Here is a 12046-nt window from a genome sequence, read left to right on the forward strand (position 1 = left end):
GGGATTCGGGGCGGGGGTGGCTGGCACGGTCTGATCGGCATTCTCGGGTGGGTGGGGCGTTTGCCTGCGGGTGGTGGGCAGGGCGCCAGTACGGGCCTACAGGCTCGGCTGGCAGGACGGCTCCGGCGGGGGTGGCGCTGGGGGCTCGGCGCGTGACCGTATCGCCGTCTGTTTCGGCGGCGACGAGCCGGGTGCGCCGCTCGGCGGGCGGCGCACCCGGCTGGTGTGGAGCGGGCGCGGTGCTACTCGCGGATGCCCATGCCCTCGACCGGCGGGGTACGGAGGAGCCGTCCGATCGGGATGATCGTGGACACCAGCGCCAGCGCCACCGTGCCGCCGACGATGACCACCCAGCCCAGCGCCGGAACGTACGGGACGGGCTGCCCGGCGACGGCGTTGACGATCGAGGACAGTGTGACCGCCGCGATCGCGATGCCTATCGTGAGCGCCACGCCCAGCAAGGCGGCCTGTTCGGCGTTCGCCATCCGCTTCACCTGGCGGCGGGTCACCCCGACCAGGCGCAGCAGGGACAGCTCCCGGGCCCGGGCCAGCGCGGCCATGATCAGTGTGTTGGCGGCCGCGAGCACCGCGTACCCGACCAGCACGGCGACCAGCAGCTTGTTCAGCCACGAGCTGATCGCCAGGTCCTCGGCCAGCTCGCCGGTGAACTGGTCGGTGCTGGTCACGGCGCTCGCCGGGTAGGCGCCCGCCAGCTTCGTCAGGGCCGAGCCCACGTCGGCGTCCGGCGCGCTGCGGATCAGCACGTGGTCGTGGAGATCGCTCGCGGTGTGTCCGGCGAGCGTCGCGTTGCTCAGCGTGATGTCACCGAACCCGAAATTCCGGTCGTAGATGGCGACGACCTTGAGGTGGACCGGCGTGCCGTCTCCGAGCCACAGCCTGGCCTTGCCGCCGATCTTCCAGCCCGCCGTGTCCGCTTGGGACGAGGACACCGCCACGGTGCCGGCCTCCAACTCGGCGAGGCTCCCCGCTTTCACCTTCAAGTCCATGGTCTGGTTCGCGCCCTGCGGATCGATGCCCTGGGCGACCACCGTCATCGCCTCATCCATGAACGGCACGAGCACCGAGGTACGGCGGACTCCGGTCGCGGCCAGCACGCCGGGGATCTGACGGGCCTGGGCGGCCGCCGCCGCAGGCAGGCCGGCGCCGCCGACCAGCGCGTGCTGGGCGAGCGTCCCCTCCCTGCTCTGGATCACCGTCTGGCGCTCCAGGTTGTCCTGCAGGAACCAGACGGTGCCGCCGAACGCGACGGAGAGCACCAGCGCCGTCAGCACGGCGACCATGCCGCGCGCGTTCGCCCGCAGGTTCGCGGCGGCCAGGTAACCGCTGTCGCCGAAGACGGTCCGCAGGACCGGGGCGAGCGCCACCGCGGCGGCCCGGTTGATCCACGGGGCGAGCAGCGCGATCGCCAGCACGAACGTGTACAACATGCCCACCGCGGCGCCCATGGCCGTCTGGCCACCGGTGCTGCCGGTGAGGCCGATCAGCGCGACCGCGCCGCCGAGGAGCGCCAGGCCGGACACGACCCGGCCCCTGCCGCCGAGGGCCGTCTCCACGGCCGCCTCGCCGAGCGCCTCGGTGGGCCGGATGCGGGTGGTGCGCCGGGCGGCGATCCAGGCGGACAGCAGCGCGACGGCGGCCACCGCCGCGGTCACCGCCGGCGCGGCCAGGAGCCCGCCGCTCATGGTGAAGTTCTCCGGGACGAAGCCGCGGGTCACCAGCTCGTCTCCGATCCAGAGGCCGGCGAGCAGGCCGATCGGGACGCCCACCACTGCGGCGAGCAGGCTCAGCATGCCCACCTCGCCGAGGATCAGCAGCCGTACCTGGCCCGGCGTCGCGGCGATCGCCCGCAGCAGGGCGAAGTCGCGGCGGCGGTACCGCACCGACAGGCCGACCGTCGCGGCGACCACGAAACCGATGATCAGCGCGGCGTAGCCGCCGAACGCGCCGCCCGCCTCCAAGGCGAAGCTCTTGGCGGCGACCGCCTCGGGCTGTTCGGCCAGCCCCAGCTCGTCACCCGTGTAGGCCTTCGCCCCCGCGTCGTCCGCGATGCGCTCCACCGCGGCGGTCACGGCCGCCCGGTCGGCGCCCTTCTTGGGGATCACGCCGATCGCGTCGACGCGGCCGGGACGCGGATAGAGCCGGGCCGCCTGCGCGTCGGTGAAGAACAGCGCCGCCTGCGGCCCGCGCACGCCGGACGCCTTGACGACGCCGCTCAGCCGGACCTGCTGAACGGTCCCGCCGGTGAGGATCGCCGTGGTGCTGCCGGGACGCAGCTTCCCCGCCGCGGCGAGCCGCTCGTCGACGACGACCTCACCCTGGATCCGCGGCGCGGTGCCGGACACCACCTTGTACGGAGTGAGCGCCGCGCTTCCCCAGCCGTGGCCTGTGACGGGCACCTTCGGCGCGGCCGCCGCCGCAACCGTGATCGTGCGGTCCGCCACAGCGCTCGCCACGCCGGGCACCGCGGCGACCTTGCCGACCAGCGACTCCGGGACGGTGCCGCGCTCGGGCAGCGTCACCGTGCTGGTCTCGCGCTCGCCGAACCGCTCCGGCCCCTGCACCGTGAGCTGGTGCCGTGCGACGACGGCGAAAGCCGCGCCGTACCCCTGCGGCTCTCCCTTGTACCGCAGCCCCGACTCCACGAGCACCCCGCACACCGTCAGGACCACGACCCCGGCGGCGAGCGCGAGGAAGGTCGCGACGAAAGTGCCCTTGCGGTATCGCAGCATCTGTGCGGCGAGTCCGAGCATCGCTCAGCCCTCCCTGCTCGTGATGGGCTGCCGCTGCCGGCGGTCGAGCATCGCCAGCTGTTCGGCGATCCGCTGGACGCCGGGCTGGGGCATGTCCCGCACGATCCGCCCGTCGGCCAGCACCATGACGCGGTTGGCATACGACGCGGCGACCGGGTCGTGGGTCACCATGATCACCGTCTGCCCGGCCTGGTCGACCACCGACCGCAGCAGGCCCAGCACCTCGGCCGCGGTCTGCGTGTCGAGCGCGCCGGTGGGCTCGTCGCAGAAGATCACCTCAGGCCGGGTGACCAGCGCCCGGGCAATCGCCACACGCTGCTGCTGCCCGCCGGACAGCTGCGTCGGCCGGTGCCCGAGGCGGGGGCCCAGCCCGACCCGTTCGATCACCTCGGCGACCCACGCCGGGTCCGGGCGCCTGCCGGACAGCCGTGCCGGCAGCAGGATGTTCTGCTCCACGGTCAGCGCGCCCACCAGGTTGAACGCCTGAAAGATGAAACCGATCCGGTCGCGACGCAGTTCGGTCAGCCGCTTCTCGGACATCGACGAAAGATCGGTTGAGCCGATCATGACGCGTCCGGAGGTGGGCCGGTCCAGTCCGGCCGCGCAGTGCAGCAGGGTGCTCTTACCGGAGCCGGACGGCCCCATCACCGCCGTCATCGTTCCACGGGCGAACCGGACGTCGACCTCGGCCAGCGCCGTGACAGGTTGATCACCTCCGTACGTCTTGCTGACGCGTTCGAGGCGGACGACGTCGGCGGGCAGGGGCACTGACATGGCGGGTACCTTCCAGGAGCCTGAATCGACGGCTTTCGACGCTAGAAAGCGCGTGCCGCCCCATCAATGCAGCCAGTTGCCCATGCGAAGTAGTGCAGGCACTACCGAGCGCTCCATCCCGCACCGGTCGTGATCACCATTACGCACAGCTACACATTCGGGTGCCGGTGCGCCCCGCAGAAGAGGACCGGTATGGCTTCGGCATCCGCCGGACCGCGAGACGGCCGAAGCTCATGAGTTCGGCAAGGGCAGGGTGTGCAGGTACGGCGCGCCGCCGCACCGTGTCAGGCCGCCCGACCGGGCCAGCGCGTCCGGTGCGGCCGTGCACAGCTGGGCTGGTGCCCAGGGCTGGACATCGACTAGGACCACTGAGCTGACGAGCAGGAGTGCGCGGCCAGCCACCGTACCCTCGATCAGGCTGCCGACCTGATCAACCCCCGTCTCGAACGCCTGCAGTACCCACCCCCTGATCAGCGGTTTCGTCACCACGATCGCCTGAACGTCCACCTCCCTCCACGAAGCGTCCGGTTCTCAGCTCATGCCGAGTTGCCGGGAGAAGGTCTGGACGTCGGAGATCACCCAGTACTCCGCGAACCGGCCGCCCTCGACCCTCAGGATGTCGTGGCCGCTCAACGAGACAGCCGTGCCCGGGGGTGCGGTCGCGCCGGGCATGCCGCCCTTGTAACGCCCGCCGAACGTCCACCGCGCGGCGACCCGCTCACCGTCGACGATCGGCCCCACATCCAGCGTCACCGTGACGTCGTCGAATGGGGCGTGCGCCTGGGCCAGCGCCTCGATCAACTGCTCGGGCCCCCGCACCTCCCGTTCCGGCCAGTGCCCGACAAAGCCGGGCGTGACCAATTCGTGGGCGAGCCGGAAGTCCCCGGCCCACATCTCCAGCAGCCACCGCTCGTACAACGTCGCGATCATGCAGACCCCCTCGTTCGGCATCCTCACCCGTACCGTCGCCTCAGACCGCCCCTCTCCGACTCCCCTGCGGGTGTCACCCCCCTTACCCCGCAAGCCACTTCCGGTGGCTGCGCAAGACGCATCCGTTTCCCGCACCACTCGTACGCCTCGGACGGACGAGTTCGGCGAGCCGGCCCCGTCACGTTGTCCGCAACATGGGCGGCGGCATCGAAGACGCAGGGCATTTCAGTCGAATTCTGGGCAGGCGTCTCGTTGCCGCCTGCGGACCCTATGCGGCTGGACACGCCGCTGGCTGGAAACGCTCGTCGCCGGGGTGGCGTCCGCGTGTGGCCGGACGGTGGCTGGACCCGCGAATGTGGCGGCGTATCGGCTGGAGACAGCCCCGGCCCGGAGGCGCCGGCGCTCTTTTGTCGACAACCTCGCTGGTCAAGACGCCGGAGAAGTCCGGCGAGCCGGGGCGACAGCAGGATGGGGGCGGTGGCCTGCGGTGAGGTAGGCGTTTTGCCAGTCTTGAGCGTTTTAGTCCGCTTGTGGCCACGGCGTCAGGCTTTAGACGATCTTAGGCGTCCTCACTGTCGATGACCTGCTTCGTGGGACGCGGGCCCCGTCCCCCCGGCACGGTCTCGATCCGTCGATCAGATCAGATGGGGGATTGATGAGAAAAAGCCTAGTGGTCGCTGCGCTGCTGCCGGCGGCCCTGTTGGCGGTGCCCGGTCAGCAGGCATCGGCCGCCGCGTGCAGTCCGACGCTGACCGGGTTCACCGCGCCCGCGGTGGCCTATGCGGGTGACAAGGTATCCGGCGCGGTCAGCCTGAGCTGCGCGCCCCGCTCCCCCGTGAAGATCTCGCTGCGCTCGGACCGGTCGTCGCTCACCGTCCCGGCCAGCATCACGGTGCGGCCTGGGCAGACAAGCGCCGCCGTTCCCATGACCGCCGCGCTGGTCGAGGGCCCTCAGTACGTCGCGCATGTCACCGCCGGCTACAAAGGACAGTCCCTCAACCATGACCTCAACGTCTACCCGGGGCTGAAGATGGTGGAGATTCCGCCGTCGTCGGCACCCAACTCCGTGAGCGTGAACATAGGCCTCACCGGTCCCGCCCCCGCCGGCGGGACGATCGTGCGGCTGGCCTCCGACAATCCCGCGGTGACGGTGCCCGAAACGGTCCTCATCAGCGCGGGGGGCTACGGCGTGATCACGGGGTCGGGAATCCAGGTGCGCCCGGTCACCCAGGACACCAAGGTCACCATCTCCTTCACGCTGGGGACCCGCACTCTCACCGCGTCGAAGGTCCTCGTTCCCCCGTTCGACGGCAGCCAGAAGGTGAGCATCCGCCCCGGATACTCGGGTGATCTCTACGGACTGCAGCACTGGGAACAGTTCCACGTCGAGCTCGCCAACCCGGCCCCGGAGAGCGGCGTGCCGGTGCAGGTGAGCGTCGTCGACGACAACCCCGCCGTGCGGCTGGAGACAAGCTCCGTCTACATCGGCGAGGGCAGCACCAGCGGGGGCTTCTCCCTCAGCACCAGCGATGTCACCAAGACGACCCGCGTGCTGCTCAAGGCGACCGCTTTCCAGGCCACCGCCTTCCTCGAGATCACGATCCATCCCCGGATCACGGCGGTCACCCTGCCCGAATCGGCCAAGAGCGGCACGTCCTTCGAAGGGACCATCACCCTCGCAGGCCCCTCCGATATCGACACCGAGGTCTTCCTGCAGCCGAGCTGGGGAATTCTGGACGTCCAGACCCCGGTGACCATCCCCGCGGGTTCCACATCCGCCACCTTCAAGGCGACGTCCGTCCCTGTCGACGAGCCCTCGGACGTCTTCGTCACCGCATTCTTGGGCCGCACCGAATTCCAGTCCGAGAGGGTCACGCTGACGCCCTGACACCCTGGCCTCTCGGCCGACCGCCCCGGCCCGGCCTTGTGGGCTGGGGCGGTCGGCCAGTTTTCAGAACCGTCTTCTGGGTGCTTTGGGAGGCGGTGCGGACCGGAATCGCTGACGCGAAGCCGAGCGGACGGCGAGCGCGGGACGCCCCCTCACAGAGCCCGCTGCTCAACCGCCCGATTGAGGCGTTGGCCCTGGCGCCGGGCCTGTCGGCGGCCTCGCAGGACATCCCGGTGGAGCACTTCGCGCGCGGCCCGCTTCCTGGCCGCCCAGTCCGGGCGCCGACCCCGCACGCCTGGTCATGCGCGGCCATTCCATGAAGCGAAGCCCCCCTCCTGATGGGCCAGTACTACCGGGAACCGATCCGCGGCGTCATCGCGTGCGTCCCCTCTCCGAGGCGATTCGAGGGCCCATCCCCCAACAATCACGTCAACAGCCCCGTCCTGGCGAGCACCGGCGCCGACGACCGGTGATCCGGGCGGGACCCGCCAGGTCTTGATCGGGCGGCGGCCCGCCTCACGGTGCATCGTTCTGCCGGCGGAGATCGCCGCACTCAGGTCTGCGCGCGGGTGCGCCGGTCGCTGACGGCGGAGGTCAGTGAAACGCGAAGCTGCCCGACCAAGAGCCCCAGGTGGAGGTCTTGACACCATTGCGTTTCGCTCCGGCATACGACTCCCGGCCAGGACGGATCTGGAACGTGACCGTTCCCCCCTGCCTCAGGGAAATGATGCCGGCATGAACCGCCGCCAAACCGATCGAAGAATCATCAGTGTAGATACCGTCACCCCACACATTGCCGTCGCGCACGTTTCCTCCGGGTGGGAGAATGACGGTGAATATCTCGTCATTACGGCCGCGGAAGCTCGCCGCCGTGGCACCCCAATCCATGACACCGAGGAAAACCGGTTCCGTGACCGGCCGGCTCGCGTGCGCCGCCGGCTGCGGCAGGGGAAAGACGAAGCTGCCCGACCAGGAGCCCCAGGCGGAGGTCCAGACACCATTGCGTTTCGCTCCGGCATACGACTCCCGGCCAGGACGAGTCTGGAACGTGACCGTTCCCCCCTGCCTCAAGGAGATGATGCCGGCATGAACCGCCGCCAAACCGATCGAAGAATCATCAGTGTAGATACCGTCACCCCATACGGAGGCGCCGCGCGTGTCTTTTCCGGGCAGGAACACGGCGGTGAAGGTCTGGTAGTCGCGGCCGCGGAATTCCTGCGCTGTGGCGTTCCAGTCCATGGTGCCGAGGAAAACCGCTCCCTCCACCTGGGGATCCGGCGTGTTCGCCGACCCCATGCGCCGGGTCCGCGCGCCAGGAGGGTGCTGCCCCGCGGCGGCGGCGCGCAGCCGGGCGGCGAGCACGGTGGCGTCGTCCGGACGCTGGGCGGGACTCTTGGCCAGGAGTTCCAAGAGGATCTCGTCGAGGGCGGAGGGGATTTCGGCGCGCAGTGAACTCGGCAGGTCGGGCGTCCTGGACAGGTGCCCCGCCAGAATCGCCATCGGAGTGTCTCCGGAGAACGGCGGGCGCCCGGTCATCAGGTGGTACAGGGTGCAGCCCAGCGAATACAGGTCGGCACGCGCGTCGACCGTCTCGTTCGAAAGCTGCTCGGGAGCCGCGTACGCCAGGGAGGCGTACCCCTGAGCGGTCACGCTGGCGGTGGCCCCGGCGGCTCGCGCGATGCCGAAGTCGCAGACCTTGATGCGTCCGCCGTCCAGCAACATCAGGTTGGCGGGCTTGATGTCGCGGTGCACGATGCCCGCGGCGTGCGCCACCGCCAGCGCCTCCGCGACCTGCGCGCCCCACTCGGCGACCTCGGTGATCTCCAGGCCCTGCGGGCTGGTCGCCAGCACCGCGGCCAGGTCCCGGCCGCCGAGCAGTTCCATCACCACGAACCAGCGGGAGGAGTCGACCCCGACGTCGTGCACCACGGTGATCCCGGGATGCGCCAGCTTCGCGCCGAGTTTGGCCTCGCGTTCGAAGAGTCGGGCGGCCTGCGGGTCTGCGCCGCCCAGCAGGACCTTCACCGCCACTTCGCGCTCAAGGCGCTCGTCCACCCCGCGCCAGACCTCGCCGAAGCCGCCCGCCCCCAGCCGGTGAACCAGCCGGTATCGGCCCGCTAGCACCTGCCCGTCCGCATCGGCCACCTGGCGAATCCTCCCTGTCTCAGCGGCTCCAGTGCACTTATCTCATAGGAACATCCATGTCTGATCAACCCGTCGAGATCGTCTCAAATCCGGCCGTCCGTGTCCTGAACAGGTGGAAGATGGCGGCACAGCTGCCTACCCGTCGACCTTTCGGAGGCGGCCAAGGACACCGACGCGTTGGGACACAACTACGTCGGCTGTGAGCACCGGCTCCTGGGACTGGTCACCAACGGCACCGCCGGGCAGGTGCCGCTGGGCGCTGGGCGCCGAAACCCCGGCTGGTGCGCCGGGCTGTAACGGCGGCCCTGACCGGCTACGTGCACCTGCGAGCCCAGACCTCCGCAGGACGAGTTGGGGGTTGTTCAAGCGGGTCGTGCCACCGTCGCCGACGCGGCCGCAGGTGGCGGGCGGTGCCGGTACGGCGATCGGAAGGGTGCCGCGGCGATCATGTTCGTGGCCACCACGGGCTGCACGTGGCGGCAGTTGCCGAGGGTGTTCGGCGCGTCCTGGCAGACGGTGTATCGCCGCTTCGCACACGTGGCCCCAGGCCCGTCCGAGTGTGGGCCAAGCTGCACCGGATCATGCTGGGCAGGCTGGGCGCGGCCCGTGAGCTGAACTGGTCGCGGTGCGCGATACGACTCGGCCAGCGTCCGCGCGGTCAGGGGGAGCTGGCAGGCCCCAGTCCTGTCGACCCCGGCAAACCTGGGGCGAAGATCCATCTGCTGGTCGTGTGTCGGAGTGCCGCTGTGTGTCGGGTTCTTGGCCGCCAACACCCACGGCAAGTCGGCGTCGCGGCGGCTGGCCGAGGGCATCCCGCCGATCCGCTCGCGCCGTGGCCCGCGCCGCCCGCGACCGTGCAGGCTGCACGCCGACAAGGAAGATGACCACGCCTGGCTGCGTGCGCGAGGCATCACCCCGTGCATCGCCCGCCGCGGCATCCAGTCCTCCACCAGGGTGGGCCGCCTCGCTGTGTCGTGGAACGGACCGCGTCCTGGCTGAACGCCTGCCGCCGCCTGCACCGTCGCTACGAACGCGAACCCCGACACTCCCTGGCTGAAGCCGCTGCGGCAGGCGGCGGCCGACACCAACGCCGTGATCGTCTCCGGTTTCGAGATGCCGCGGTGACGACGGAGACGCGGGCACCACGGATGGGCGGCGACATGGTCGAACTGTCCTGCGGGCTCCCGCCTGGTCCGGACTTCGCCGACCTGTCCGTGCTGGCCGAGAATGCCGCACAGGGAGAAGCCGATGCCCAAGGCGGGCATGGACGCCTACAGCCGAGCGGCCCCTTCGTCGGCATCGCCGCCGATCTGCTACCGCAACTCACCAGATCAAACGGTGTCTACCGTAAATGACCCGGGTGATCCGGTTCGAGGACCAGACTTGGTGTTCTTCTTGTCCCCCGACGTTCGGGTTTCGCTGTTGGCGGTGCTTTTCCGCAAGGCGGGGGTCAGCGGGGTGCTAAGCGTGACCTTGCGTTCCGACGTTCCCCGACTTCCGGAGCGGTCACAGCACCACGCCGGCCTCGTCGTTCGACGTGCGGGACGGCCGCTTCGAGGACGCCGCTGAAACCATGAAACCGATGAGCCCCGCCGCTCCCAGCATCCATGCGACAGGGTTGACGTATCCGGGCACCGACGAGGTGGTGTAGCTTCCACCGCCGGCCAGGTGGCATTCGAAGCGGAGCGGTACCAAACCGACCCGGTAGTCGATGACCCGTGCCACCGTCGCGGGGTCGGCCTCCCCTCGGCATGGCCTGAGCGGGGAGGAGTCCGTACCGCCGTCCTCTGCCTCCAGCACCGCCATTCCCGTGTACGCCATCCCCCAGGCGTACACGCCGATGGCCACTCCGACAGCAAGGAACGCGGCCGCTCTCAGCCGCCCGGCCGGGGAGCGCCGCCAATGCCGGACGGCCATCACAACGCCACAGACGACCACGACCAAGGCGGTGATCATTCCGGCCAGAAAACCGAACAGCAGGACGAGCGCCAGCATGGTGGGTCCCCTCGGTCATGACCGGTTCCACAACGAACCACAACGCGGTCAAGGTTAGAGCGTTCTGCGCCCGCTGGGTGTGGACTGGCGCGGCCGCCCTGCTCGCGCACGCCCAGTTCCAGCCACGCCAGGCCAGGCAGGCGCATCTGCGCGCGCAGCCGCAGCAGCCGTCCCGCTTCGATCTCCTCAACGCGCCAGAAGTCGACGCGCAGCCGCCTGGAGTCGCGGCGGCCCCGCCGCAGGCCCAACGCCGCCGACCAGCCGGTCGATGACGCCCCGGACCCACCAGGCGAGCGGGAAGGAGTACCAGCCGTGCTCCCCGCCGATGCCTTCGACGACCTGCCACAGCCGTTCGGCGGACGCGCTCGTGGCACAGGACCGATCGTCCATGCTCGACCTCGGCCCGGGACGCCGGGTGCGGCGGCAGCCGGTCGGCGGGGGTCATGCCGCCCAGGTAGACCAGCCGTCCCACGCCCCCGCGCCGAACACCGCGCCGCCCGCCGGTTGACCTCGGCGATGCCGTGCCCCCTGGCGATCGCGTGGATCAGGTAGTGGGCGACGTCTACGCCGTCCTTGGCGCGCCCGGTCGACTCGAGGTCTGTCGCGTCGGCCTCGGCGATCTCCACGCGGCCGCCAGGACGGCCGCCAGCCGCAACCTGACCGCCTCACTCCATCTGCGGTCAGACGAACGTCCCGCCCACGGATGGTCGCGCAGCCGCCGCGCCGAACGGGCAATGCACCGCATCTGGTGGCGCGGGAGTCGCGCCCGCGTCAGTCTCGGGCGCGCCCGGCGGAGGGCGCCTTGCTGGCAGCTCAGGCACCAGCCGTCCCCCGATGTAACCGCTGGCCCCCGTCGCCAGGCACGACCGGTCGCCCATCCGCTCCCCCGCACCCGGCCGAGCGGCGCCCCGTTCCTAGCCTCTGCGGTCACCGGCAAGCGCGGACCCCATATCGACCGGGTCAGCTGGTCGCGGCGAGGAGCCCTGCGACGAGGCGGCGTGCGTACGGGGCGTCGAGTCCCGCCGGGCGGAAGAGGATCCGGTACATGATCGGCGCGACGACACGGTCGATGACCGTCTCGACGTCGGGCGTGGGCTCCCCGCGTCCGGCCGCCCGAGCCAGGATGACCTTGATCTGCTCGGCCGCGTAGGCCGAGCACTGGCCCGCGTTGTCGCCGTCCGGGTCGCCGAGCAGCGCGTCGCGGATGTAGGCGCGGCCGGGAGGAGAGGCCATCTCCTCCAGGAACTGCTCGGCCCAGGCGTCGAGATCGGACGCCAGGTCTCCCCGGTCCTCCGGTGGTGTCTCGGGCCGCAGCCGCTCGACCGCCACGTCCGACAGCAGCTCCTGCAGGTCGCCCCAGCGGCGGTAGATCGTGGACGGGGTGACCCCCGCGCGAGCGGCCACCAGCGGCACCGTCAGCGCGTCACGTCCCAGCTCCGCCTCCAGCTCGCGGACGGCGGTGTGCACCGACGTCTGCACTCTGGCACTGCGCCCACCCGGGCGCACCATCGGCCTGCGGCTCATACGACCAGCTTAAAGCGAA

At 70.5% G+C, this 12046-nt stretch carries 9 protein-coding genes and 2 pseudogenes; 3 read left to right on the plus strand and 8 right to left on the minus strand.

Going from position 1 to position 12046, the window contains the following annotated elements; translation table 11 throughout:
* Positions 1–242 precede the first annotated feature (242 nt).
* The 4 genes from ABD811_RS25515 to ABD811_RS25530 form a co-directional block, all read right to left on the minus strand.
* The gene (locus ABD811_RS25515; RefSeq protein WP_344952533.1) at positions 243–2771 is read right to left on the minus strand and encodes an FtsX-like permease family protein; all 2529 of its coding nucleotides are present in this window, start codon (positions 2769–2771) and stop codon (positions 243–245) included.
* Positions 2772–2774: 3 nt separating this feature from the next.
* A complete protein-coding gene (locus tag ABD811_RS25520; protein WP_344952535.1) occupies positions 2775–3545 on the minus strand; it encodes an ABC transporter ATP-binding protein in 771 nt (256 codons plus the stop codon).
* A gap of 231 nt (positions 3546–3776) precedes the next feature.
* A complete protein-coding gene (locus tag ABD811_RS25525) occupies positions 3777–4052 on the minus strand; it encodes a hypothetical protein (protein ID WP_344952537.1) in 276 nt (91 codons plus the stop codon).
* 24 nt (positions 4053–4076) lie between these two features.
* Complete coding sequence (locus ABD811_RS25530) at positions 4077–4475, minus strand: ester cyclase (RefSeq protein ID WP_344952539.1); 399 nt, start codon at positions 4473–4475, stop codon at positions 4077–4079.
* A gap of 670 nt (positions 4476–5145) precedes the next feature.
* Between ABD811_RS25530 and ABD811_RS25535 the strand changes: the two genes are divergently transcribed.
* A complete protein-coding gene (locus tag ABD811_RS25535) occupies positions 5146–6363 on the plus strand; it encodes a hypothetical protein (RefSeq protein WP_344952541.1) in 1218 nt (405 codons plus the stop codon).
* A 594-nt stretch (positions 6364–6957) separates the two neighbouring features.
* On the opposite strand, the gene ABD811_RS25540 is transcribed toward ABD811_RS25535, so the two are convergent.
* Positions 6958–8508: a protein kinase domain-containing protein gene (locus ABD811_RS25540; protein WP_344952543.1), complete on the minus strand. Its 1551-nt coding sequence runs from the start codon at positions 8506–8508 to the stop codon at positions 6958–6960.
* 358 nt (positions 8509–8866) lie between these two features.
* On the opposite strand from ABD811_RS25540, the pseudogene ABD811_RS25545 reads away from it, so the two are divergent.
* Both ABD811_RS25545 and ABD811_RS25550 read left to right on the plus strand, forming a co-directional pair.
* Positions 8867–9578 (plus strand): annotated as a pseudogene (locus tag ABD811_RS25545) (IS5 family transposase); the annotation flags it as partial.
* 51 nt (positions 9579–9629) lie between these two features.
* Positions 9630–9863: a hypothetical protein gene (locus ABD811_RS25550; protein ID WP_344952774.1), complete on the plus strand. Its 234-nt coding sequence runs from the start codon at positions 9630–9632 to the stop codon at positions 9861–9863.
* A gap of 151 nt (positions 9864–10014) precedes the next feature.
* Here ABD811_RS25550 and ABD811_RS25555 read toward each other — a convergent pair whose 3' ends face one another.
* The 3 genes and pseudogenes from ABD811_RS25555 to ABD811_RS25565 all read right to left on the minus strand — a co-directional run bounded on the left by ABD811_RS25555 (position 10015) and on the right by ABD811_RS25565 (position 12027).
* Positions 10015–10503, minus strand: a complete 489-nt coding sequence (locus ABD811_RS25555; RefSeq protein WP_344952545.1) for a hypothetical protein — start codon at positions 10501–10503, stop codon at positions 10015–10017.
* A gap of 74 nt (positions 10504–10577) precedes the next feature.
* A pseudogene (locus ABD811_RS44040) lies at positions 10578–10942 on the minus strand (DUF2867 domain-containing protein); the annotation flags it as partial.
* A 521-nt stretch (positions 10943–11463) separates the two neighbouring features.
* Positions 11464–12027, minus strand: coding sequence for a TetR/AcrR family transcriptional regulator (locus ABD811_RS25565; protein WP_344952549.1), 564 nt, complete (start codon positions 12025–12027; stop codon positions 11464–11466).
* Between the last annotated feature and the right edge of the window lie 19 nt (positions 12028–12046).

The sequence above is a fragment of the Actinomadura miaoliensis genome (assembly GCF_039536785.1).
GTDB classification, from domain to species: domain Bacteria; phylum Actinomycetota; class Actinomycetes; order Streptosporangiales; family Streptosporangiaceae; genus Spirillospora; species Spirillospora miaoliensis.